Source organism: Vitreimonas sp., assembly GCF_036392335.1.
Lineage (GTDB): Bacteria > Pseudomonadota > Alphaproteobacteria > Caulobacterales > Aquidulcibacteraceae > Vitreimonas.
The window spans coordinates 23,263-46,002 of record NZ_DASVYD010000017.1; the positions used below are offsets into that span (position 1 = coordinate 23,263).

The following is a 22,740-nucleotide window of genomic DNA, read 5'->3' on the forward strand; positions in this document are numbered from 1 at the left end:
TGTCATCTGGGATCGGTATAGGCTGGCCGTCACAGGCACACGGAGTGGGATATGCGGGCGAAAACTTGGAGCGCGTTGGCTGCGGTTCTTGTCTTGAGCATCGGCGTCGCCGCGTGCTCAACCGGGCGCACAGCCGATACGCGCCGCGGCGTCACCGACGCCGCCTATAGCCCGTTGCGCGACGTGAACCTCATCCGCCCTGAAATCCCGTTGGTGCTGCGCAATCTGCAATATCCTTACTCCACCGCCACGCTGACCGATTGCGCGGCGGTTGCGCGCGAGATCGGCAATCTCGACGCCGTGCTTGGTCCCGAGAGCTATCAACCCGGCCCCGATCGCAACATCTGGGACCGCAGCGGCGATTTCGTCGAGGAGCAAGCCATCGAGGCCGTGCAAGGCACGGCGCAGGATTTGATCCCGTTCCGCTCCTGGGTGCGCCGCATCTCCGGCGCCAGCCGCGCGGAGCGTGAAGCATTGCGCGCCGTCGCCAACGGCCAACAGCGGCGCACCTTCCTGCGCGGCTATGGCGCGTCGTTAGGCTGCCCCAGCATCATCCCGCCGCCGCCGCCCGCGCAACCGGCGCGCAATCGCGACTAGGCGCGTTGCGCGGCGCGAAACTGGTCGAGGAAATCTTGTAGTCGGCCTGCGGCGATCGCATCACGCAGGCGCTGCATCAGAGATTGGTAATACGCGATATTGTGCCACGAGAGCAGCACCTGGCCGAGCAGCTCGCCGGCTTTGAAGAGGTGGTGCAGATAGGCCTTCGAATAGTCGCGGCTCGCCGGGCACTCGATGCTCTCATCGAGCGGCGTGGCATCCTCGGCGAAGCGCGCATTGGTGATGTTGATCGAGCCGCTCTCCAGCCAGGCTTGGCCGTGGCGACCAGCCCGCGTCGGGAGCACGCAATCGAACATGTCCACGCCCCGCGCGACGCTCTCAACGATATCGATCGGCTTGCCGACACCCATCAAATAGCGCGGCCGCTCTTGCGGCAGGAATGGCGTTGTCACTTCCAGCGTCGCCAGCATCGCCTCGTGACCTTCGCCGACCGCTAGCCCGCCGATCGCATAACCATCGAAGCCCTCCGCCACCAAGGCTTCCGCCGAGATGCGGCGCAACTCGGGATCGACGCCGCCTTGCACGATGGCGAACAAATTCTGCGCCTCGCGCGCGCCGAACGCACGTTTGCAGCGCCCCGCCCAATCGAGCGAAAGCCGCATCGCCTTCTCGACCGTCTCGCGTGGCGCCGGCAGCGCGGGGCATTCATCGAGCTGCATGATGATGTCGGCGCCGATCTGGTCGGCCTGCAGTTGCATCGCGCGCTCAGGTGTGAGGCGATGCTCGCCGCCATCGATATGGCTGCGGAAGGTCACGCCGTCCGCATCAAGCTTGCGCAGCTGTGAGAGCGACATGACTTGATAGCCGCCGCTGTCGGTCAGGATTGGCTTGTCCCAACGCATAAAGCGGTGCAGCCCGCCGAGCTTCTGCATGCGCTCGCCGCCGGGGCGCAGCATCAAATGGTAGGTGTTGCCGAGAATGATGTCGGCGCCCGTCGAAGCAACTTGATCAACCGTCAGTCCCTTCACGGTGCCGGCGGTGCCCACGGGCATGAAGGCCGGCGTACGAATGGCGCCGCGCGGCGTTTTCAGAACGCCGGTGCGCGCCGCGCCATCGCGGGCATGGATTTCGAAGGGAAAGCCGCTCATCGCGGCCGCCATAGCAGCGAGCCGTCGCCATAGGAATAGAAGCGATACTTGTTGGCGATCGCGTGTGCATAGGCTTCCTGCATCCGCTCCAAGCCGGCGAAGGCGGAGACGAGCATGAAGAGCGTCGAACGCGGCAGGTGGAAATTGGTCCAAAGCCCGTCGACCACGCGGAAGCGATAGCCCGGCGTGATGAAGATATCCGTGGCGCCGGCTTGCGGCTGGATGCGGCCGTTCTCGTCGGCCGCCGATTCCAGCGAGCGCAGCGCGGTGGTGCCGATCGCGATCACCCTGCGGCCTTCGGCCTTGGCGCGATTGATCGTGTCCGCCGTTTCCGGCGAAATCTCGCGCCATTCGCTGTGCATGACGTGCGCTTCGGTATCCTCCGCCTTCACCGGCAGAAACGTGCCAGCGCCCACATGCAGCGTGACGCGCGCGCTTTCCACGCCGCCAGCTTTGAGACGCTTCAACAGCGCATCGGTGAAATGCAGACCGGCCGTGGGCGCGGCGACCGCGCCGTCCTTCTCGGCGAACACGGTTTGGTAATCGTCGCGGTCGGCTTCATCCGGGGTGCGTTTGGCCGCGATATAGGGCGGCAGCGGCGGCGCGCCGATTTGGGCGATGGCTTCATCGAGCGCAGCGCCCGCGCGATCGAAGCGCAGCGTGAGTTCGCCCTCTTCGCTTTTGGCGGTGATCGTGGCCGTGAGACCGCCGTCAAAATTGAGCGCGTCGCCTTCCTTCAACCGCTTGCCTGGCTTGCCGAGCGCGCGCCAGCTCGCGCCGTCGACGCGCTCGATCAGATTGAGCGAGACCGCCACGTCCGGCGATTGCGCATCGCGCGCCGGACGCGTCGCCTTCAGCGCGGCCGGGATCACGCGCGTGTCGTTGAAGATCAGCAGATCGCCGCGCCGAAACAGCGCCGGCGCATCACGCACGAAGCGATCCTCGATCATGCCGTCATCGCGCAACAGCAAAAGTCGCGCAGCATCGCGCGGACGCGCTGGTCTGAGCGCGATCAGCTCTTCCGGCAAATCAAAATCAAACAGATCGACGCGCATTATGCTCCCCCGCGTGCGGGGGAGCTGTCCGAGCGCGCAGCGCGATGACTGAGGGGGGCGTTATTCCAGGACTGGAGCACGCGCCCCTCCGGCTCGCTTTGCTCGCCACCTCCCCGCCTGCGGGGAGGATAGCTCACTCCGCCCGTGCGCTGATGATCTTGCCGGGCGTACGCGGCGGTTCGCCTTTCGGCAGGGCGTCAACAGCTTCCATGCCTTCTTCGACCACGCCCCAGACCGTGTATTGGCGATCGAGGAAACGCGCGTCGTCGAAGCAGATGAAGAACTGGCTGTTGGCCGAGTTCGGGTCATTGGTGCGCGCCATCGAGCACACGCCGCGCACGTGTGGTTCGGCGCTGAATTCCTGTTTCAGGTTGGGCTTCGACGAGCCGCCCGTGCCGTTGAAATTCTTGCCGTCGCCGCCCTGGGCCATGAAGCCCGCGATGACGCGGTGGAACGGGACGTTGTTGTAGAAGCCTTCGTTCGCCAGTTCGCCGATGCGCTGAACATGGTTCGGCGCCAGATCCGGACGGAACTTGATCTTCACCGTGCCGGTGTCGAGTTCGAGCGTCAGGGTATGAAAGGAATTATCGACCACCAGCTTCTCTCTCTTTGGCCGTCGCGCGGAACGCGCGTCGGGATTTGAACGTCACAGACCGAAAAATCGGCGCGGCGATCGCGACGAGTCTCCTCGATCAGTTCGCGGAATTGCGGACCATCGGTGCGCAAGATGTAGATCGGCGCCCGCTCGCTTTCAGGCACGTCAGCCGCAAGGCGCACAGCGAGCATCCGATCCGGGTTCGGTGGCGGATTGCCGACGGCGATGCGCATCACCGCATCCATGCCCCAAACGACGCGGCCGAAAATCGTGTAGCGCTTGTCGAGCGCGGTATTCGGCTGGCGCATGATGAAGAATTGGCTGTTGGCCGAATTCTCCGGCTCCGCCCGCGCCATCGAGACAACGCCCTGGCAATGCAACGCGTTCGCGGACACGCGGCCATCTGCCGTGACCGCCATTTGCGCATCCGGTTGGCTCTCGATCGGCAGCGCCTTGTAGAAGCCCAGCCGCGCCCGGCTTTGCACCGCCGCTTCAACGAACGGCATGTCAGGCCCGCGACGGAACATAAATTCCTGGCGCAAGTCCGGCAGGCTCGACGCCCCTTCGCCGGTGCCGAGCGGATCGCCCGTCTGCGCCATGAAGTCATCGATGACGCGATGGAAGATGATGCCGTCATAGAAGCCGGCGCGAGTCAGCGTCTTGATGCGCTCGACATGACGCGGGGCGACCTCGGGGTACATCTCCACGACGATGCGGCCGTGCACCGTATCGATATAGAGCGTGTTCTCCGGATCGACCTGGCGCCAATTGCGTGGGTCCGGCGCCTGCGCCGCCGCCACGTCAAAACCGCCGACCAGGACCAGCGCCAGCAGGGCCCCGGCCAATATTCCTCTCAAGCGCAGCATCAAGACACCCCGAACTTGGCCTTCAGTCGTCCTTCTACTTCTTGAGGCACGAAGTGCGCGACGCTTCCTTGCAGTCGCGCGATTTCCTTGACCAGCCGCGACGCGATCGCCTGATGCGTCGGGTCGGCCATGAGAAAAACCGTTTCGATGGCAGGATTTAGCTTTTGGTTCATCCCAACCATAGCGAATTCGTACTCGAAGTCGGCGACCGCTCGAAGTCCCCGGACGATGATATGCGCCCCTACGCTCTCGGCGAATGACATCAGCAATGTGTCAAAAGGTTGGATCACGATCTCGGCTGCGCCTTTGATCTTGGCGCATTGCTCCTCGACCATCGCCACGCGCTCCTCCAGCGAGAAGAGCGGGCCCTTGTCCTTGTTGATGGCGACGCCGATGACGAGGCGGTCCACAAGATTGGCTCCCCGGGTGATGATATCCACATGCCCGTTGGTCACGGGATCAAACGTGCCCGGATAGAGCCCAACGCGGACCTTGCTCTTCACTCACCGCCCTCCTCGGCCGCCGCTTCGCCTTCGCCGCCCAGCGCTTCCAAGCGCTCGGCCGCCACGACGTGCTCGTCATCGCTGACATTAATCAGGATGACGCCCTGTGTCGCCCGCCCGGCGATCCGGATTTGATCGATGCCGGTGCGGATGAGCTGGCCCTTATCGGTGACGAGCAGCAATTCTTCCTCGTCTTTCACCGGGAAGGAGGCGACCAGGTGGGCGTCTCCCGTGAGACGGTGCGCGATCAGGCCTTTGCCGCCGCGATTGGTGACCCGATACTCATAGGCCGAGGCGCGTTTGCCGAGGCCGTTCGAAGTGACGGTCAGGATGAATTGCTCCTGCGTCTTCAGCCAAGCGAGGCGTTCAAACGGCACGTTGGCGTCGCCGCTCGCTGCCGGCGTTTCGTCGTCCGCGCTCACCTCGACATCGCCGCGCGCTTGCGCGTCCCATTTGAAATAGGCGCCCACCTCCTCGGTGGTGACGTCGACGTGCTTGAGCACGGCCATGCCGATAACGTGATCGCCGTCTTTCAGATCGACGCCGCGCACGCCGGTGGAATCACGGCCCTTGAACACGCGGACGTCGGTGGTGCGAAAACGCACGCACATGCCGTTCGCCGTGGTGAGCAGCACGTCATCGTCCTCGGTGCAGATTTGCACGCCGATAATTCCGTCGCCCTCATCGGGCTTCATGGCGATCTTGCCGTTGCGGTTCACCTGCGTGAAGTCGCCCAGCTTGTTGCGGCGTACGCCGCCCGAGCGGGTGGCGAACATCACATCGAGCTTATCCCAGTCGCGCTCGTCCTCCGGCAACGCCATGACCGACGTGATGGTTTCGCCCTGCTCCAAAGGCAAAAGGTTGACCAAGGCGCGGCCCTTGGTGCGCGGATCGCCCGACGGGATACGCCACGCCTTGATCTTATAGACCATGCCCGACGACGAGAAGAACAGGATCGGCGCGTGCGTGGAGGCCACGAACACGCGCGTGACGAAATCCTCGTCCTTCATCTGCATGCCGGCGCGGCCTCTGCCGCCGCGACGCTGCGTGCGATACGCCGCCAAGGGCGTGCGCTTCACGTAGCCGCCATGCGTGACGGTGATCACCATGTCTTCGCGCGGGATCAGCGCCTCGTCATCGATGTCGCCATCAGCCTCCGAGAAGTGCGTACGGCGCGGCACGCCGAATTGCGTCTTCACGTCCAGCAATTCGCCGCGAATGATCTCGAGGATGCGCTCGCGCGAGCCCAGAATAGAGAGCAATTCCTTGATCTCTTCGGCGATCTCGTTGGCGGCTTTGGCGATATCGTCGCGGCCAAGGCCGGTGAGACGCGAAAGTGTCAGCGCCAGGATCGCGCGCGCTTGTTCATCCGAGAGACGGACTTTGTCGCCATCGCTGACCACGGTGCGCGGGTCGGCGATCAGCGCGATCAGCGGCATCATATCGCCGGCCGGCCAATCGCGCGCGACCAGGCGCTCGCGCGCCACGCCCGGATCGGGGCTTTCGCGGATGAGCCGGATCACTTCGTCGATGTTGGCGACGGCGATGGCCAAGCCCACGGTTTCGTGGCCACGCTTGCGCGCTTTGGCCAACCGGAATTTGGTGCGGCGGGTGACGACCTGTTCGCGGAACGAGAGGAAGATCTCGAGGATCTTCCGCAGGCCCATCTGTTCGGGCTTGCCCTGGTTCAGCGCGAGCATGTTCACGCCAAACGAGGTCTGCAGCGACGAATAGCGATAGAGCTGGTTCAGCACGACATCAGCCACCGCGTCGCGCTTCAGCTCAACCACGAGGCGCACGCCGAGGCGGTTCGATTCATCGCGGATTTCGGCGATGCCTTCGATGCGTTTTTCGCGCACCTGCTCGCCGATCTTGTCGACCATTTCGGCCTTGTTCACCTGATAGGGAATTTCGGTGAAGACGAGCGCTTCGCGACCGCGAATGGTTTCGGTGTGATGCTTGGCGCGGATCGCGACAGAGCCACGCCCCGTCATCAGCGCCATGCGTGCGCCGGCGCGGCCCAGGATCTCGCCGCCGGTCGGGAAGTCTGGACCAGGCACGATATCCAAAAGATCGAGATCGGCGATGTTCGGGTTGTCGATCAGCGCCACCGTGGCGTCGATCACTTCCGACAGATTGTGCGGCGGAATGTTCGTCGCCATGCCGACCGCGATGCCGCCGCCGCCATTGACGAGCAGGTTCGGGAAGCGCGCCGGCAGAACCGTCGGCTCTTGCACCGAGCCGTCGTAATTGTCCTGGAAATCGACGGTGCCTTCGTCGATGTCGTCGAGCAGCGCGCGCGCGGATTTCGCGAGGCGCGCTTCAGTGTAACGCATCGAGGCCGGCATATCGCCGTCGATCGAGCCGAAATTGCCTTGGCCGTCGATGAGCGTAAGGCCCATCGAGAAATCCTGCGCCAAACGCACCAGTGTCAGATAGATCGCCTGGTCGCCGTGCGGGTGGTAATTACCCATCACTTCGCCGACAGATTTGGCGCTCTTGCGATACGGCTTCTCGTGCGTGTTGCCGGTCTCATCCATCGCATAGAGGATGCGGCGGTGCACCGGTTTCAGGCCGTCGCGCGCGTCGGGCAGAGCGCGTGAGACGATCACGCTCATCGCGTAATCGAGATAGCTCCGCTTCAGCTCATCCTCGATGGTGATGAGCGAGACGCCTTTGGGAAGGGATGGACCGCCGGTATCGGCGGGATCGGACGTGTCTGACACGGATCGCCGGTCTATTCTGGACTAGGGAAAACAACGGAAAATGATCCAAGAACCCTGTTCTCGAATCCCCGGTAAACTAACATCCTGGGCCTGCCCCCGCAAACCAAGGACACCCTATGCGCCCCATCGCCGCTCTGATTTTCGCAGCTTTTCTGGGTGCGTGCGCCAGCTTCGGCGGCGGCGGCGACAATGCGGGGCCTGTACCCTCCCGAACGGCCTGGATCGTGACCCAGGATGGGCGCGCCATTGGCCAGGCGACTTTTACCAACGCGCCGGCAGGGGTTTTGATTCGACTTGAGTTTTCAGAGCGCGCCCTGCCCCCAGGCTGGCACGGCCTGCATCTCCACGCGCGCGGCGATTGCTCAGATTTCGCGGCGGGATTCCAGGCAGCGGGTGGGCATTTGGGCATGGCTGAACGTGTGGAACACGGCTTGCTCAACCCAGACGGGCCGGAGGCGGGCGACCTGCCCAACTTGTTCGCGCCGCCAGCCGGACCGTTTGGAGCGGAATTCTTCTCCCCCTCCACCGTCCTGGGCGCCGAGCGTGTGCCGGCGACCGCCCGGAACGTCGCGCGCGAGGCCCTGCTCGACGCGGACGGAACCGCGCTGATGATCCACGCCAATCCGGACGATCAGTTGAGCCAGCCAATTGGCGGCGCCGGCGCGCGCATCGCGTGCGCTGCGCTTACGCAACTGCCTTAAAGCGCCGCTCGGCCAGGGCGACCAGGGCGACGCCGCTGATGGTCAGGGCCGCGCCGGCCAGGATGCGCCAGGTAATGGTGTCGTGCAGGATCAACACGGCCAGCGCGAACGAGATCACCGGCGTGAGCAAGAGATACGGCGTCGTGCGCGAGACTTCGTATTTCTGCACCAGTTTGAACATGAAGGCGTTGGCGACGATCGAGGACACAATGGCGCCAAAAGCGATGAACACCCAGACGCTCCAATGCGCCGCCTGGGCCGCCGCGACATGGCCCCGTTCGAACAGCGCCGAGCTGAGCAGCAGCGTCGGCGCGGCGACGAGCGCGATCCAGGCTTGCGTCGCCCAAGGGTCGAGCCCGCCGCCTAATTTGCGCACCAAGACAGTGCCCAGCCCATAGAACGCAGACGCTAGAGCGACGAGCGCGAGCGCCCCGCCTTGGGCGAAGACAGCGGGATCGAAGGTCATCGAGGCCGCGCCCAGGAAGGCGATCATGACGCCTGCCCATCGCAAGGGGCTGACCCGTTCGCCCAAGAGCAGCGCCGCGAACACGACCGAGGCGGGCGCCCAAAGCTGCATCGCCACGATCATGGGCGGCATCTCGGTCGCCAGCTTCAGACCGATCGATTGGATCGCGAAGTGGAGCGGGCCGATGAACGCCAGCATGGCGAAAAACAGCTTCCATTGCCCTTTGGGCGGCGGCTTCAACCAAATCGCCAGCAGCACCAGGACAATCGTGAAGCGCAGCCCCGCCATCAGCATCGGCGGCAGGGCGTCGATCGCGATCTTGGCAAGGATGTTATTCACACCCCAGATCAGGGCGATGGAGATCAGTTGTAGAAAATCGAGCGGCGCGAAGGCGCGCGAAGGCGAGGTCACCCCCGCTCGCTACGCCGGTAATCTGCGACGCGCAAGCGCAGGACGGTCAAGACGAACGCCGCAGACAAGGACGCAGGGAAGGACTACATAGCGGCCATGATCAGCCGTCGCGCGTTCGCCGTCTCCCTCGCGGCGTCCCCTTTGCTCGCCGCGTGCCAGGCAGACCCTCAGGCCGCACCGCCGCCCACGCCAACTTGGCGCGTGGCCGCGCCTGCGCCGATTGCTGTACAAGAAATCTATCCCGTCCTGCATCGCGGCGAACTTTGGATCGCGGGCGGCTTCTCGCCGGCGACGCGCGGGGCGACCGAGCGCGTGATCGTGCTCAATCCCGAAACCGGCGTGTGGCGCGATGGCCCGGCGCTGCCGGAGGCGGCGCATCACGTGCATCTGGCCTCGGTTGGCGACGCGCTCTACGCGGTTGGCGGCTTTCTTGGCGGCGAAGCGCGCACGCGTTGGACCTGCACGGCGCGCGTGCTGAAGCTCGACGGCGAAACCTGGATCGAAGCGCCTGCACTGCCTAAGCCTATTGGCGAAGCAGCGCCTATCGTTATCGGCGGACGCATTCATTTGATCGGCGGCCGCTCTCCGTACGGCGGCGACAACGCCAATTGGCAAGATCATGTCGATGTCGCCGACCATTACGTATTCGAGCCGGGCGCGCGCGGCTGGACGCGCGCAGCGCCTTTGCCAACGGCGCGCAATTCAGCGGCGGCGGTGGTGCGCGACGGCATGATCCATGTGATCTCCGGGCGCACAGTCATCGGCGGTCAATTGCCGGCGCACGACATTTACAATCCCGAGACGGACAATTGGAGCGTCGGCGCGCCCTATCCCGACCCGCGCGGCGGTTTGGCGGCGGCGGTGATCGGCAGCGAAATTTTCGCTGGCGGCGGCGAGATTTTCAATCCGCCCTCGGTTGGCCAGAACCTTTGGAAGTACGACGCCAATGGCGCCTGGACGCAGGCCTATGTGATGCCGACGCCGCGCCACGGTCATGGCTTCGTCACCATCGACAGCGCGATTTACATGGTCGGCGGCGCGCGCGGCGTGAGCGCAAGCGGCACGCTCAACGTCGTCGACGTGCTGGCGCCCTAAGCTTCCGCCGCCAATTCATCGCGCACCTGCGCCGCGATTTCGTACGCGCGAATGCGCGCGGCATGATCGTAGATGTGCGAGGCGAGGATCAACTCGTCCGCGCCGGTGCGACGGATGAAGGCTTCGATGCTGCGCTTCACCGTGCGGGGCGAGCCGATGGCCGAACATGCGAGCACGGATTCAAGCGCCGCGCGTTCTGGCACGCTCAGATTGCTTTCGAAATCTGGATCGGGCGGCTGCAACTTTCTTGGCTCGCCCCGGCGCAAGCTGGCGAAGGCTTGCATCAGCGAGGTTGAAAGCAAACGCCCTTCGTCGTCGGTGGGCGCGGCGAAGATGTTGAAGCCGAGCATGACGTACGGCTCTTTCAGATCGCCAGAGGGCTTGAAGCGCGCGCGATAGATGGCGATCGCTTCCATCATTTGCGCCGGCGCAAAGTGCGAGGCGAACGCGAACGGCAGGCCAAGCAAGGCCGCGAGTTGCGCCCCGTATGTGGACGAGCCCAGAATCCAAAGCGGCACGTTGGAGTTTTCGCCCGGCACGGCGCGCAACGCTTGGCCGAGTTCGCTGGGCCCCAGCAGCGCCTGCAGTTCGAGGACGTCCTGCGGGAAGCGATCTTCGCCGCCGACAAGCGTACGCCGCAGCGCGTTCATGGTGACGCGATCGCCGCCCGGCGCGCGGCCGAGGCCCAGATCAATGCGGCCTGGGAAAAGCGCGTCGAGCGTACCGAATTGTTCGGCGATGATGAGCGGCGCGTGATTGGGCAGCATGATGCCGCCGGCGCCGACGCGGATCGTGCTTGTCGCGGCGGCGGCGTTCATGATGGTCAACGCGGTTGCGGCGCTGGCGATGCCCGGCATGTTGTGATGTTCGGCGAGCCAGAAGCGCTTGTAGCCAAACCGCTCCGTCGCTTGCGCCAATTCGCGACTGTTGCGCAACGCTTGCGCCGCGTCCGCCCCCTCCACGATGGGGGCCAAGTCGAGAACGGAGAACGGGATCATGAATTGAATATGGGCGCTGGCGTGGATGTCGCCAACGCCTGTTTGCGCGACGTTCTGATGAAGGCGCAGCACTTATGGCCGCGCGGAGCTGGCTCGGCGCGGTTCGGGTATGGCGGAAAGATGCCGGCGAGGGCGCCGGCGGTCCGATTAAGAGCTATCGGTGGCAAGCACTTGTGGCGTCGCTAGCGTGCGAACGGCATCGTGCGGTGGTTGTACGGCGCGGATGGCGAAGAGACGCGTCAGGCCATGGCGCAAGCGGCGCGCGGCGCGGGCGGCCAGTGCGTCGATATCATTGAGCGCTTGAACTATGAGGCCAAGGCGCGTCAGCAGATTGCGATGATTGAGACGGCGACGCAGCCAGACGCCTTGGCCGGCGCGCAGGATGTTGCGCACGTGGGTGCGCAGCGCAAAGCCTGCGCCGGTGTAATCGCGCAGTTTGAAGGGTGTGCCGCCGCTGCTGGGATAGCCGAGTTTGGCGAAGGCGTGCAGCAGCACGATATTGGCGATGGTCGCGGCGACGCGGTCGAGATTGGTGTAATACATGCGCGCCAGCAGATGGCGTTCGCTGATCTTGCCGAGCGTCGTGGAAAACATCAGCGCCCCCACCCACGCCAGCATGAGACGGGCCCAGGCGACGAGCCTGGCGTTTCTCTGCGTGCTGAGGATGGGGGGCGGTTTTTTCATGCGTGGGAGTATGCGGGCGGTGTGAAACCGGTTGAATAAAAGCACCGCCGACTTCCAGCCGGCGTCTTCTCCTGTGTGCAAAACCTTTGAGCTTCTTGGGCTTTCCACCACGCCGGCTGGAAGCCGGCGGTCCGAACAGGGTGGAATAGACCTGCGTGAAGCCCCGTATGCACTTCCGCCCTGCTCGCCCTTGATGGGCGAGCTGTCAGCGCGCGAAGCGCGATGACTGAGTGGGTGACTGCGCGGTGCTCCAGGGACGGAGCAGCCACCCACTCCGTCTTGCGGCTCCGCCGCAAGCCACCTCGCCCATCGAGAGCGAGGATGTGCGCTGTCAGGGCGGCTCGGGCCGCGTGTTCAAAACTGCATGTTCAATAGTTCGCCAAACGCCATCGAGGTTTTCATCGACCTCCACATTCCAAAATCGGAGGATAGAGAAACCGCCGCGCCGCAGCGTTTGATCGCGAATTCGATCCCTCGCGGCTCCGCTCTCGGAGCCATGCTGACTGCCGTCGAGTTCGATGATCAGGCGCGCCTCGAAACACGCAAAATCGACAATGTAGCCACGCAAGGGAACTTGGCGGCGAAATTTGACGCCATGCTGCTTCCGCATGTCGCGAAGCGCGCGCCAGAGTTTGACTTCATGCGGCGTCATATTTTTGCGGAGCTGACGCGCGAAATCGTTGGCCACGGGATCGTCTCCTGACCGGACGATGGGCGACGCAATCGGTTACGACGCGCCGCCACCCACTCCGTCGCGCGGGCGGTCGCCCGCGCGCCACCTCGCCCATCGAGGGCGAGGATGATGGAATTAGAACGGGATCTCGTCGTCCAGATCTTGGTTGAAGCTTTCGCGGGGGCCGTCGCTAACGCGTTTGGCGCCGGCTTTGCTGCTGAAGGAGCCGCCGCCGTCGTCATCGTAGGACCGGCCGCCGCCGTCGCCCTTGCCGCCGAGCATGGTGAGTTCGCCGCGATATTTCTGCAGCACGACTTCGGTCGTGTATTTCTCGACGCCGTTCTGCTCGTATTTCCGCGTCTGCAGCGAGCCTTCGATGTAAACCGTGGAGCCCTTCTTCAGATATTGCTCGGCCACCTTGGCGATGTTTTCGTTGAAGATCACGACGCGGTGCCACTCGGTCTTTTCTTTGCGTTCGCCGCTCTGCTTGTCGCGCCACGTTTCCGAGGTTGCGACCGAGAGGTTCACGACCGGATCGCCATTGTTGAGACGACGGATTTCAGGGTCCTTGCCCAGATTGCCGACCAAGATCACTTTGTTGACGCTGCCAGCCATCGCCGACCTCCTGTTTCCTTCGCTGTACTCGATGGTGAGGCATCCGCCGGGCATATCCGGACAAATGTTCTCTCTATGTTCTATACGCCGACTCGCGCGATTGGTAAAGACTCATTAACTGTCCGAACCGGTGGAGTGAATTTGGCGGAGCCGGAACGAAGCTGACGCCAAGCCAGGCACACCCATGTGGCCGCGACTGTCGTTCCATCTTTGTTCTTGATGCTTCGGCGACTCTGACTACTAAATATGGTGTCCGCCGGGCTCGCTGGCGGCCCCCAAGAAAGACCCATGAGCACCAAAGCGCCCGCCCTTTTTGTTGGCCACGGCTCGCCGATGAATGCGATCGAGGACACGCCCTCCGCGCGCGGCTGGGCTGAGATCGCGGCGCGCTTTCCGAAGCCCCGCGCGATCGTGGCGATCTCGGCGCATTGGGTGACCGAGGGCGTGCGCGTGATGTCCAACGCGCAGCCGAAGACGATCCACGATTTCGGGCGGGGCTTTCCGCAGGCTTTGTTTGACGTTCAATACCCCGCGCCTGGCGACCCGGCTTTAGCTGGGGAGATTGTCAGGCTGCTGACACCTTTTGGCGCTGAGCTCGACGATAGCTGGGGTTTGGACCACGGCGCTTGGAGCGTTCTCGTGCACATGTATCCGCGCGCCGATGTGCCGGTGGTGCAAGTCAGCCTCGATGTCCGGCGCGGGCCGGCGCAGCATTATGAGATCGCGCAGGCTTTGGCCCCGCTGCGCGATGAGAATGTGCTGATCCTGGGGCTGGGCAATATCGTCCATAATTTGCCGGCCTTCTTCCGCACGCGCGAGCTGCTGTCGTGGGTGCGGAGCTTCGATGATTTCGTGACGAATGCTGCGACAAGCGGCGATGCGGCTTCCGTTCTCAATTACGGCGCGCGCGAAGATGCGCGCGAGGCCGCGCCGGATTGGGAGCATTTCTTCCCCGTGTTCTACGCGCTCGGCGCTCGCCAAGGTGACGAGCCGGCCTACATCTTCAACAAGCACTACGCCCCTGGGATTTCGATGACCGCGTTCGCCTATGGCTTGCCGCAATGAAGGACGGCCTCACCCACATTCGTATTCGCGGCGCGCGCGAGCACAATCTCAAGGGCGTGAATGTCGATATTCCGCGCAATGAGCTGGTGGTGATCACAGGCTTGAGCGGCAGCGGCAAGTCTTCGCTGGCGTTTGATACGATCTACGCGGAAGGCCAGCGGCGTTACGTGGAATCTTTGTCGGCTTATGCGCGTCAGTTCTTGGAACTGATGCAGAAGCCGGACGTGGATTCGATCGAAGGCCTATCGCCGGCGATTTCGATCGAGCAGAAGACGACGTCGCGCAATCCGCGCTCGACCGTCGGCACCGTCACCGAGATTTACGACTACATGCGTCTCCTCTGGGCGCGCGTGGGCGTGCCCTATTCGCCGGCGACGGGCCAGCCGATCGCGGCGATGCAAGTCAGCGAGATGGTCGATCGGATCATGGCGCTGCCGGAAGGCACGCGTTTGTATTTGCTGGCGCCGGTCGTGCGCGACCGCAAAGGCGAATACAAAAAGGAAATGGCTGAGTACCTGAAGAAGGGCTACCAGCGCGCCAAGATCGATGGCGAGTTCTACGAGCTGGCGGAGCCGCCGACGCTCGACAAGAAGTTCAAGCACGACATCGACATCGTCGTCGATCGCATCGCGGTGAAGGCGGGCATTGAAACACGGCTGGCGGATTCGCTGGAGCAAGCGCTGAAGCTGGCCGACGGCGTCGCCTTCGCAGAGTTCGCGGATAAGGGCGAGACCGGCGGCGGCAAGGCGACGTTGAAAAACAAGGCGAGCGCGCCAGAGCGCATCATCTTCAGCCAGAAATTCGCCTGCCCGGTCTCGGGCTTCACCATTCCGGAAATCGAGCCGCGGCTCTTCTCGTTCAACAATCCGGCAGGCGCTTGCCCCGCGTGCGATGGTCTGGGCGTACAACTGAAATTCGACGCTGATCTGGTGATCCCGGATCACGACAAGTCGCTGAAGGACGGCGCGGTGGCGCCTTGGGCCAAAGGCCCCTCGCCGCTTTATGCGCAGACGCTTGAGTCGTTGGCGAAGCATTTCAAATGCAAGCCGACGACGCCGTGGAAGGAGCTTTCCAAAGAGCTGCGCGGCGCGATCCTGCACGGCACCAAGGAGCCGATTAAGTTCGTCTATGACGATGGCGTACGCCGTTACGAGACGACGAAGAATTTCGAAGGCGTGCTGCCGAATTTGGAGCGTCGCTGGAAGGAAACGGATTCGACCTGGGTGCGCGAGGATTTGGAGCGCTACCAATCGGAGGCGCCCTGCCCGGTATGCGAAGGCAAACGCCTGAAGCCGGAAGCGCTCGCGGTGAAGGTGGCGATGCTCGACATTTCGGCGGCGTCGAATTTCTCGATCCGCAACGCGCGCGATTGGTTCGCGGCGTTGAATGACCAGCTGACGCCGAAGCAGAAGGAAATCGCGGTTCGGATTTTGAAGGAGATCAATGATCGGCTGCGCTTCCTGGTGGATGTGGGCTTGGATTATCTCTCGCTCGGACGCGCGTCAGGCACGCTGAGCGGCGGCGAGAGCCAGCGGATTCGTTTGGCGTCGCAGATCGGCTCGGGCCTGACGGGCGTGCTTTACGTGTTGGACGAGCCGTCGATCGGTTTGCACCAGCGCGACAATACGCGGCTGCTCGATACGCTGAAGCGGCTGCGCGATCTGGGCAATTCGGTGCTTGTCGTCGAACACGACGAAGAAGCCATCCTGACGGCGGACCACGTCATCGATATGGGGCCGGCGGCGGGCATTCATGGCGGCACGATCATCGCCGAAGGCACGCCCGAGCAGATTCAGAAGAATCCGAATTCGATCACCGGCGCCTATTTGACCGGCGCGCGCGAGATTGCGATCCCCGAGAAGCGGCGCTGGACCGACAAGAAGCGCAAGATCACGATCAAGGGCGCGCGGGGCAACAATCTGCGCAATGTCGATGCGGAGATTCCGCTGGGTACGTTTACCTGCGTAACCGGCGTCAGCGGCGGCGGCAAATCCACGCTTGTAATCGAGACACTCTACAAAGCGGTCGCGCGGCAATGGCATGGCGCGGGCGATGTGCCGGCCGAGCACGACGCGATCTTGGGGCTCGAACACATCGACAAGATCATCGACATTGATCAATCGCCGATCGGGCGCACGCCGCGCTCAAACCCGGCGACGTACACGGGCGCGTTCACGCCGATCCGCGATTGGTATGCGGGCTTGCCGGAATCGAAGGCGCGCGGCTACGGGCCGGGCCGGTTCTCGTTCAACGTCAAGGGCGGGCGCTGCGAGGCGTGCCAAGGCGACGGCGTGATCAAGATCGAGATGCACTTCCTGCCTGACGTCTATGTCACCTGCGATACGTGCAAGGGCAAACGCTATAATCGCGAGACGCTGGAAATTCTCTACAAGGGCAAATCGATCTCCGACGTGCTCGACATGACGGTGGACGAAGGCGCGAACCTGTTCAACGCGGTGCCCAGCATTCGCGACAAGCTGGAGACGTTAAAGCGCGTGGGCTTGGGCTATGTGCATATTGGCCAGCAAGCGACGACATTGTCGGGCGGCGAAGCGCAGCGGGTGAAGCTTTCGAAGGAGCTGAGCAAGCGCGCCACGGGCCGCACGCTCTATATTCTCGATGAGCCGACGACGGGGCTGCATTTCGAGGACACCAAGAAGCTGCTCGAAGTGCTGCACGAGCTGGTCGACAACGGCAATTCGGTGCTGGTGATCGAGCACAATCTCGATGTGATCAAAACGGCGGATTGGATCCTCGACCTCGGGCCCGAAGGCGGCGATGGCGGCGGACGCATCGTGGCGCAAGGCACGCCGGAAGACGTGGCCAAGGTCAAGGAGAGCTGGACCGGCCGCTATCTCGCCGAGACGCTGGAGAAGCAGAACGCGCGCAAGGCCGCGCCAGTGAAGCGCAAGGTCGCGGCGGCGGAAGCGCCCGCGCCCAAGGCCACGAAGAAGAAGCGCGCCTCCGCTTAGGAGACGCGCCCGCGCCGGCGGTCAGCTCGCCGGCTGTTGTTCGATCTTGGCCTCTTCGAGTGCGACCGCGGCGGCGCGCGCGTTCACGCCATACATGGCGATGTAGAACGTGACCGCGAGCGCCATGGAGGCGATCTGCATGACAACATAGGAGATGAGGCCGGTCGGCGTGCTCATGGCGTTGAGCACGGCGGCGTTGATGGCTTCGGCGGCCTGGGCTGGGTCGCCTGCGCCGCGGTTCATGGCGTCGGTCATGACGTTCACCATGGTCGCGCCCATCCACATGCCGATCACGATCGAGACGGCCACCGTGTAGATGAGCCAGAGCAGCAGGAACGCGCCGAACAGCGCCCAGAAGCGCTCGCGCGACACTTTCCAGGCGTCGAAAAAGGCGAATTTGCGCTCGGCCACCGAGGTTGCGGCCGCCGGCGCCAAGCGCACGCTGATATAGATCGGCACAATGAAGGCGATCAGCAGCGGGATCAGCATGAAGGGCGAATCCGCACCGAGTACGGCGCCGAGCGCGCCCGTAAGCAACGCCAGCAGCAGCGCGAACACAATCGTGCCGATGACAAACGCGATCAACCAGACCCAATAGACGCCATAGACGCGCCAAGTGTCGGCGCCGAGTTGGAGGCCGAGAAAGCCGCCGCCGGATTCGCCGCGGATCAGCCAACGCAGGCACGCCGCCTCGAACGCCGCTGTCAGCACGAAAAAGGCGAACAGGAAAACGAGATAGATCAGCATAACGCCGCCCAACGCCGCCGGCGACATCATCTGGGCGATCGCATCGGGGTCGGTCTGCCCAGCCATCGCCGCTTGGCTAAAAGCGGCGCCGCCGGTCACGCCGTAGATCGCGCCGATAAAGGCCGCGATCAACACGATCGCGAGGATCACAAAGCCCAAGGCGGCCTGGAGCAAAACCCCGCTCTTCTCGCGCTTGCGAAAAGCAAAAAATGTCGCGTTCAGCGCTTGCCGGTCTGACATGACGGTCCCCTCCGTTTGCGCGAGCATCGCAAGCAAACGTGACAGGATCAATCGCGTTTTGAGCTGGGTTCGATCATGAGTGTGGGTACGCCGCACGTGCCGTCGCGCACAGTGAAGACACGGGTTCCAGGCTTAAGGCCGGTGCGCACCTCAGAAACGTCGAGGCCGGCTGCAGCGAGCCGAGCGCGTGCAAGCTCGGCGTTGGCGACACGCCAAGACAGGCCCCAGACATTGTCGCGGCCATTGTCAATGCTGGAGTCCTGGACAATTTCCATGATCGCGTCGCCGCAGCGAAAAAACATCAAGCGACGGCCGGCGATTTCTCGATCGAGCCGCATGTCGAGCCCGAGCCGCGCGCCATAGAGCGCGGCGGCGCGTTCAGCGTCAGGCGTACGCACGACGATATGATCAATGCCGCTGACGCCCGCCCCGGCCTCGTGCGAGCGCTGCGTCGGCGCGCGACGTTCTTGCGCCATCAAGCGGACGCCGTGCGTGCGTTCCGTCGAGAAGCGAAACACGTCGTAATCCTCGCGTTGCGTGATTGCTTCCGGCGCCAATCCCACCCGCTCGGCGCGGCGATGCAACGACGGCAGGTCGCGCGCGGCGAAGACGATGCTCTTGAGACCTTCGCCGTCCTCCAGCGCCACGCGCAATCGGTCGGCGCCCGCACCGTCCGCGCCCGGCGCGATGAGTTCCACTGAGATGTTGTCGAGCCCGATCAGCGCCGCATCGATGCCGTCGCGAGAGACGCGTCGTCCAATCGACCGACCAAGCAGGGTTTCATACGCCGCAGCGCCCGCTTCCAGATCGCGCACCGCGATCACCACGTGATCGAAGCCGCTGATCACTTTGGCATTCCCTTCATGAGCCCGAATAGGCCCGCGACACTCAATAGCAGCAACGGGCCAAGGATCAGCGCGCCAAGCAAAGCAAAATCACTCCGCGTCACGACAACGGCAAACCAGAACGCATGAAGCGGCAGCAAAGCCGCGGCGAATGGGCTGGAGATCGCAATCCACAGTCGCCAGGGCCACGCGCCCTCGATCGGTGGCGCCAATTTAAAGAAGCGCATGGCGGCCAGAGCAAGCAGCGCCAGCGTCCAGATGATGCCTGCGACGAGAAGAGTCTGGCCGAGACTCATTCAATCGCAGCCGTCGCGGCGGCCCTGGAAGATGGTGCGTTCGGCGCCGTCGCCGACGATGCTGATGCGCAAGCGGTCAGCATAGGCGTCGATGAAGGCGCGACCGCCTTCGAGCGAACCGTCCTCGCCTTGCGCAACCACCCAACAGGCGGTCGCGTGATTAGCGTTATCCAGCGCGCAGAGCGCGTGACCGCTCTCGTTGGGCTCAAGCGTGTAACGGGTTGAGATAGGATCGCCCGAGGCGCGGTATTCAAGCTTGTCACCGCGCAACACGCCGGGCCGTTCGCGATCTGGCAGCCAGCGCATGGTCGTCGTGCTGGCCGTGCCGGTGCGTGCGATCCAGCACCCTGCGACGCGTTCGGGCGGCGGGGACGCTTGCGTGGTGGCGCAGGCGGAAAGTGCGAGGCAGGCGAGCAGACGTTTCATGCGGCAGGCAGCTCCCCCGTGGCCTCTAGCTCGACCGGACCCGTCATCAATACCCGGTCGTCGCCCGCGCGCCATTCAATCTCAAGTGAACCTCCGTCCACCAAGACTTCAACCTTACGCTCCGTCCGCCCCTGACGATGCGCGGCGACCACGGCCGCGCAGGCGCCTGTGCCGCAGGCCTTGGTGAGCCCGGCGCCGCGCTCCCACACGCGCAAGCGGATTTGCGTCGGCGCACGCACCTCGGCGAAGCCGACATTAACCTGCTTGGGAAAGAGCGGATCGTGCTCGATGCGCGGCCCAAGCGTTTCGATCGGCACAGCCGAGACGTCGTCGACGAAAAACACAACGTGCGGATTGCCCATGTTCACGGCGCCCGGCGCCTCGAAACCCTCCACCGCATAATCCATGCGATCCGTCGGCATGGCGCGCGCGAGTGGGATTTCCTCCCAGCGCAGCAAGGGCGAGCCCATATCGACCGTGATCACACGCTCGCCGGCTCGCTCGGCGTAGAGCATGCCTGCCGGGGTTTCGATCCGACGCGAGGCGGCCCCGCCTTCCTCCATGAGCAGCCACGCGACGCAGCGCGTGGCGTTGCCGCAGGCGTCGACCTCACCGCCGTCGGCGTTCCAGATGCGCATGAAAGCGTCCCCGCGAATCGAGCGCTCGAGCGCAATGACCTGATCGCAGCCCACGCCCCGCTCGCGGTCCGCGATGGCGCGGGCCTGCGCATGGCTCAGCGGCAACGCGCCGCGTGAGCGGGCGTCGATGATGACGAAATCGTTGCCGCAGCCGTTCATCTTGAAATAGCGCATCGCCTTCAAATGTAGGGGGCTTTGTGGTTCCGCGCTACGGCTCTCCGACGAAGCGAAGCGGTTGCGACGAACCGCCCTTGCCCCCGGGGGCGGCGATCTGCTTGTTTGCCCGCTCAATTGATTAGGGGACCCTATATGCGCTTAGCCGCACTCGCCGCCGGATTCGGCGCTCTGATCCTGGCCTCATGCGCCACAACACCAACCACAGGCTCTGCATTGATGACGGAAGACCCCTACCTTTGGCTTGAAGAGGTCGAAGGCGAACGCGCTTTGACTTGGGTGCGCGAACAGAATGCGCGCTCTTTGGCGCAGCTTGAACGCGATCCGCGCTTTGCGTCTCTCCATGCCGATGCGATCGCGTTGGCCAATAGCCGTGACCGCCTCCCGACCGGAGGCATTCATGAGGGCTATTATTACAATTTCTGGCAGGACGAGACGCACGTGCGCGGCATTTATCGCCGTACGCCGATCGCGCAATTCAGCAGCGGCAATCCGGTCTGGGAAATTGTGCTCGATATCGACGCAATCGCCGCGGCCGAAAACGCCAATTGGGTGTTCAAGGGCATCGACTGCCTGGAGGGCACAACACGTTGCATGGTGTCTCTCTCCGATGGCGGCAAGGACGCCTCGACCTATCGCGAATATGATCTGGCGACGCGCAGCTTCGTCGCGAACGGGTTTGTGGTGCCGGAAGCAAAATCCGGCGTGGCTTGGCTCGACCAGAATACGCTGCTTGTCGCCACCGATTGGGGCCAAGAGAATGGCGCCAGCACGATGACGGAAAGCGGCTATCCGTTCGTGTTGAAGCGCTGGACGCGAGGGACGCCGCTTGAGAGCGCGACGGAAGTCATTCGCGGTCAAGCGAGCGACGTCGGCCTTTTCGCGGGCGTGTATCAGGACACGGACGGCCGTCGCGTTCCCATCGCCATCGAAGCCAATACGTTCTTTGAATCGGTCAATTGGCGCATCGACGGCGCCGCGCCACAGCGCATCAGCTTGCCTGAGAAATCCTCGATCCAGGGGCTCTATCAAGGCTATCTGATCGCGACGCTGCAGGAGGCATGGCTTGGCCATCCGCAAGGCGCCCTGATCGCCTATCCGCTAAGCGAAAGCGGCAGCGCGACGCCGCAGGCGACGGTGCTGTTCGCGCCGAATGCGCGCCAATCCATCGAAGGCGTCTCGATCACGCGCGATGCGATCCTCGTGGCGGGCTATGAAAACGTACGTGGCCGCTTGTTGCGCATTGCGCGCGCGGGCGGTCAATGGGCGACGACCACGATCGCTCTGCCGGAGAATGGCTCGGTGACGATGGCCGGCTCCTCGCCAACCGACAGCGCGGCGTTCGCGGTGTTCGAGGATTTCCTGACGCCCGACACGCTCTACGCGCTTGAACAAAACGCCACGCGCGCGCGCGCCATTCGCGCCCTGCCGGCGCAGTTCGATGCTTCGCCCTACGTGACCGAGCAATTCGAAGCCTTGAGCGCCGATGGCACACGCGTGCCGTATTTCGTGTTGCGCCGCCGCGACATGGCGTTCAATGGCGAGAACCCGACCCTGCTCTATGCCTATGGCGGGTTCCAGGTGTCGATGACGCCGGGCTATTCGCCCAATCTCGGCAAGCTCTGGCTCGATCGCGGCGGCGTCTATGTGATCGCCAATATCCGCGGCGGCGGCGAGTTCGGGCCGGCCTGGCACCAAGCGGGCCTGCGCACCAATCGCCAAGTGATCTATGACGATTTCTACGCGGTTGAGCGCGATCTGGTGGAGCGCCGCATCACCAGCCCGCGGCGGCTCGGCATCATGGGCGGCTCCAACGGCGGCTTGCTGATGGGCGTGATGCTCAATCAGCATCCGGAAATGATCAATGCGGCCGTCGTGCAAGTGCCGCTGCTGGATATGTTGCGCTACGACCAATTGTTGGCGGGCGCCTCCTGGGTCGATGAGTACGGCTCGCCCTCGAATCCGGAGGAGCGCGCGTTCCTGGAGACCATCACGCCGTACCAGAATCTGCGCGCACGCGATGATTTCCCGGTTCCGTTCGTGGTGACCTCCACCAAGGACGACCGCGTCCATCCGGGCCATGCGCGGAAATATGTGGCGCGGATGATGGAGCTCGGCATGCCGGTGCTCTATTTCGAGAATATCGACGGCGGCCATTCGGCGGCGGCAAATCTCAATGAAGCCGCGCGCCGTCGGGCGCTTGAATACACTTACCTGATGCAGCGGCTGATGGACTGACGGAC

22 protein-coding genes are annotated in these 22,740 nt (G+C 63.8%); 6 read left to right on the top strand and 16 right to left on the bottom strand.

The window, feature by feature from the left end; genetic code table 11:
• The first annotated feature begins 51 nt into the window (after positions 1–51).
• Complete coding sequence (locus VF769_RS03570; protein WP_331006995.1) at positions 52–597, top strand: hypothetical protein; 546 nt, start codon at positions 52–54, stop codon at positions 595–597.
• Here VF769_RS03570 and tgt read toward each other — a convergent pair.
• The 6 genes from tgt to gyrA form a co-directional block, all read right to left on the bottom strand.
• A complete protein-coding gene (gene tgt, locus VF769_RS03575; RefSeq protein WP_331006996.1) occupies positions 594–1,706 on the bottom strand; it encodes a tRNA guanosine(34) transglycosylase Tgt in 1,113 nt (370 codons plus the stop codon). The two genes, VF769_RS03570 and tgt, sit on opposite strands and share 4 nt — an antisense overlap.
• A complete protein-coding gene (gene queA, locus VF769_RS03580) occupies positions 1,703–2,761 on the bottom strand; it encodes a tRNA preQ1(34) S-adenosylmethionine ribosyltransferase-isomerase QueA (protein WP_331006997.1) in 1,059 nt (352 codons plus the stop codon). The genes tgt and queA overlap by 4 nt, the downstream gene beginning before the upstream one ends.
• Before the next feature lie 133 nt (positions 2,762–2,894).
• The gene (locus tag VF769_RS03585; RefSeq protein ID WP_331006998.1) at positions 2,895–3,356 is read right to left on the bottom strand and encodes a peptidylprolyl isomerase; all 462 of its coding nucleotides are present in this window, start codon (positions 3,354–3,356) and stop codon (positions 2,895–2,897) included.
• Positions 3,329–4,201, bottom strand: a complete 873-nt coding sequence (locus VF769_RS03590; protein ID WP_331006999.1) for a peptidylprolyl isomerase — start codon at positions 4,199–4,201, stop codon at positions 3,329–3,331. Before VF769_RS03590 ends, VF769_RS03585 begins: the two co-directional genes overlap by 28 nt.
• Before the next feature lie 20 nt (positions 4,202–4,221).
• Positions 4,222–4,725 (bottom strand): pantetheine-phosphate adenylyltransferase, encoded by a 504-nt coding sequence (coaD, locus tag VF769_RS03595; RefSeq protein ID WP_331007000.1) that lies wholly within the window; start codon positions 4,723–4,725, stop codon positions 4,222–4,224.
• Positions 4,722–7,451 carry a DNA gyrase subunit A gene (gene gyrA / locus VF769_RS03600; RefSeq protein WP_331007001.1) on the bottom strand — a complete coding sequence of 910 codons (2,730 nt, stop codon included), beginning with the start codon at positions 7,449–7,451 and terminating at the stop codon, positions 4,722–4,724. Before gyrA ends, coaD begins: the two co-directional genes overlap by 4 nt.
• A 116-nt stretch (positions 7,452–7,567) precedes the next feature.
• Between gyrA and VF769_RS03605 the strand changes: the two genes are divergently transcribed.
• On the top strand, positions 7,568–8,152 hold the full coding sequence (locus tag VF769_RS03605; RefSeq protein ID WP_331007002.1) for a superoxide dismutase family protein: 585 nt from the start codon (positions 7,568–7,570) through the stop codon (positions 8,150–8,152).
• Here VF769_RS03605 and VF769_RS03610 read toward each other — a convergent pair.
• Entirely contained in the window at positions 8,136–9,029 is an 894-nt protein-coding gene (locus VF769_RS03610; RefSeq protein ID WP_331007003.1) for a DMT family transporter, read from the bottom strand. The genes VF769_RS03605 and VF769_RS03610 overlap by 17 nt on opposite strands.
• A 96-nt stretch (positions 9,030–9,125) precedes the next feature.
• Here VF769_RS03610 and VF769_RS03615 point away from each other — a divergent pair, with 96 nt between their 5' ends.
• Positions 9,126–10,124 (top strand): hypothetical protein, encoded by a 999-nt coding sequence (locus tag VF769_RS03615; protein ID WP_331007004.1) that lies wholly within the window; start codon positions 9,126–9,128, stop codon positions 10,122–10,124.
• On the opposite strand, the gene VF769_RS03620 is transcribed toward VF769_RS03615, so the two are convergent.
• From VF769_RS03620 to ssb, 4 genes are all read right to left on the bottom strand, one after another.
• Positions 10,121–11,122: an LLM class flavin-dependent oxidoreductase gene (locus tag VF769_RS03620; protein ID WP_349258091.1), complete on the bottom strand. Its 1,002-nt coding sequence runs from the start codon at positions 11,120–11,122 to the stop codon at positions 10,121–10,123. The two genes, VF769_RS03615 and VF769_RS03620, sit on opposite strands and share 4 nt — an antisense overlap.
• A 147-nt stretch (positions 11,123–11,269) precedes the next feature.
• Complete coding sequence (locus tag VF769_RS03625; RefSeq protein WP_331007006.1) at positions 11,270–11,806, bottom strand: hypothetical protein; 537 nt, start codon at positions 11,804–11,806, stop codon at positions 11,270–11,272.
• Positions 11,807–12,137: 331 nt separating this feature from the next.
• Entirely contained in the window at positions 12,138–12,458 is a 321-nt protein-coding gene (locus VF769_RS03630) for an endonuclease domain-containing protein (RefSeq protein ID WP_331007045.1), read from the bottom strand.
• 156 nt (positions 12,459–12,614) lie between these two features.
• Positions 12,615–13,094: a single-stranded DNA-binding protein gene (gene ssb, locus VF769_RS03635; RefSeq protein WP_331007007.1), complete on the bottom strand. Its 480-nt coding sequence runs from the start codon at positions 13,092–13,094 to the stop codon at positions 12,615–12,617.
• 288 nt (positions 13,095–13,382) lie between these two features.
• Between ssb and ygiD the strand changes: the two genes are divergently transcribed.
• Positions 13,383–14,159: a 4,5-DOPA dioxygenase extradiol gene (gene ygiD / locus VF769_RS03640; RefSeq protein WP_331007008.1), complete on the top strand. Its 777-nt coding sequence runs from the start codon at positions 13,383–13,385 to the stop codon at positions 14,157–14,159.
• On the top strand, positions 14,156–17,131 hold the full coding sequence (gene uvrA, locus VF769_RS03645) for an excinuclease ABC subunit UvrA (RefSeq protein WP_331007009.1): 2,976 nt from the start codon (positions 14,156–14,158) through the stop codon (positions 17,129–17,131). Before ygiD ends, uvrA begins: the two co-directional genes overlap by 4 nt.
• Positions 17,132–17,152: 21 nt before the next feature.
• Here uvrA and VF769_RS03650 read toward each other — a convergent pair whose 3' ends face one another.
• Genes VF769_RS03650 through dapF form a run of 5 tightly spaced genes read right to left on the bottom strand, consistent with a single transcriptional unit; the run spans position 17,153 to position 20,497 of the window.
• Entirely contained in the window at positions 17,153–18,118 is a 966-nt protein-coding gene (locus VF769_RS03650; protein WP_331007010.1) for a hypothetical protein, read from the bottom strand.
• Positions 18,119–18,165: 47 nt separating this feature from the next.
• Positions 18,166–18,966 carry a VOC family protein gene (locus VF769_RS03655; protein WP_331007011.1) on the bottom strand — a complete coding sequence of 267 codons (801 nt, stop codon included), beginning with the start codon at positions 18,964–18,966 and terminating at the stop codon, positions 18,166–18,168.
• Positions 18,963–19,259, bottom strand: coding sequence for a hypothetical protein (locus VF769_RS03660; protein ID WP_331007012.1), 297 nt, complete (start codon positions 19,257–19,259; stop codon positions 18,963–18,965). The genes VF769_RS03655 and VF769_RS03660 overlap by 4 nt, the downstream gene beginning before the upstream one ends.
• On the bottom strand, positions 19,260–19,685 hold the full coding sequence (locus VF769_RS03665; RefSeq protein WP_331007013.1) for a hypothetical protein: 426 nt from the start codon (positions 19,683–19,685) through the stop codon (positions 19,260–19,262).
• A complete protein-coding gene (gene dapF / locus VF769_RS03670; protein WP_331007014.1) occupies positions 19,682–20,497 on the bottom strand; it encodes a diaminopimelate epimerase in 816 nt (271 codons plus the stop codon). The genes VF769_RS03665 and dapF overlap by 4 nt, the downstream gene beginning before the upstream one ends.
• 135 nt (positions 20,498–20,632) lie before the next feature.
• Here dapF and VF769_RS03675 point away from each other — a divergent pair, with 135 nt between their 5' ends.
• On the top strand, positions 20,633–22,735 hold the full coding sequence (locus tag VF769_RS03675; RefSeq protein ID WP_331007015.1) for a prolyl oligopeptidase family serine peptidase: 2,103 nt from the start codon (positions 20,633–20,635) through the stop codon (positions 22,733–22,735).
• Positions 22,736–22,740: the final 5 nt, after the last annotated feature.

What these genes read in the sequence shown, in the direction of transcription:
- ssb (WP_331007007.1), bottom strand. Translation starts at nt 13,094, where the DNA reads ATGGCTGGCAGCGTCAACAAAGTGATCTTGGTCGGCAATCTGGGCAAG.
- VF769_RS03625 (WP_331007006.1), bottom strand. Translation starts at nt 11,806, where the DNA reads ATGAAAAAACCGCCCCCCATCCTCAGCACGCAGAGAAACGCCAGGCTC.
- uvrA (WP_331007009.1), top strand. Translation starts at nt 14,156, where the DNA reads ATGAAGGACGGCCTCACCCACATTCGTATTCGCGGCGCGCGCGAGCAC.
- tgt (WP_331006996.1), bottom strand. Translation starts at nt 1,706, where the DNA reads ATGAGCGGCTTTCCCTTCGAAATCCATGCCCGCGATGGCGCGGCGCGC.
- VF769_RS03630 (WP_331007045.1), bottom strand. Translation starts at nt 12,458, where the DNA reads ATGACGCCGCATGAAGTCAAACTCTGGCGCGCGCTTCGCGACATGCGG.
- VF769_RS03650 (WP_331007010.1), bottom strand. Translation starts at nt 18,118, where the DNA reads ATGTCAGACCGGCAAGCGCTGAACGCGACATTTTTTGCTTTTCGCAAG.
- dapF (WP_331007014.1), bottom strand. Translation starts at nt 20,497, where the DNA reads ATGCGCTATTTCAAGATGAACGGCTGCGGCAACGATTTCGTCATCATC.
- ygiD (WP_331007008.1), top strand. Translation starts at nt 13,383, where the DNA reads ATGAGCACCAAAGCGCCCGCCCTTTTTGTTGGCCACGGCTCGCCGATG.
- VF769_RS03665 (WP_331007013.1), bottom strand. Translation starts at nt 19,685, where the DNA reads ATGAAACGTCTGCTCGCCTGCCTCGCACTTTCCGCCTGCGCCACCACG.
- VF769_RS03615 (WP_331007004.1), top strand. Translation starts at nt 9,126, where the DNA reads ATGATCAGCCGTCGCGCGTTCGCCGTCTCCCTCGCGGCGTCCCCTTTG.
- VF769_RS03620 (WP_349258091.1), bottom strand. Translation starts at nt 11,122, where the DNA reads ATGATCCCGTTCTCCGTTCTCGACTTGGCCCCCATCGTGGAGGGGGCG.
- queA (WP_331006997.1), bottom strand. Translation starts at nt 2,761, where the DNA reads ATGCGCGTCGATCTGTTTGATTTTGATTTGCCGGAAGAGCTGATCGCG.
- VF769_RS03605 (WP_331007002.1), top strand. Translation starts at nt 7,568, where the DNA reads ATGCGCCCCATCGCCGCTCTGATTTTCGCAGCTTTTCTGGGTGCGTGC.
- VF769_RS03675 (WP_331007015.1), top strand. Translation starts at nt 20,633, where the DNA reads ATGCGCTTAGCCGCACTCGCCGCCGGATTCGGCGCTCTGATCCTGGCC.
- VF769_RS03660 (WP_331007012.1), bottom strand. Translation starts at nt 19,259, where the DNA reads ATGAGTCTCGGCCAGACTCTTCTCGTCGCAGGCATCATCTGGACGCTG.
- VF769_RS03570 (WP_331006995.1), top strand. Translation starts at nt 52, where the DNA reads ATGCGGGCGAAAACTTGGAGCGCGTTGGCTGCGGTTCTTGTCTTGAGC.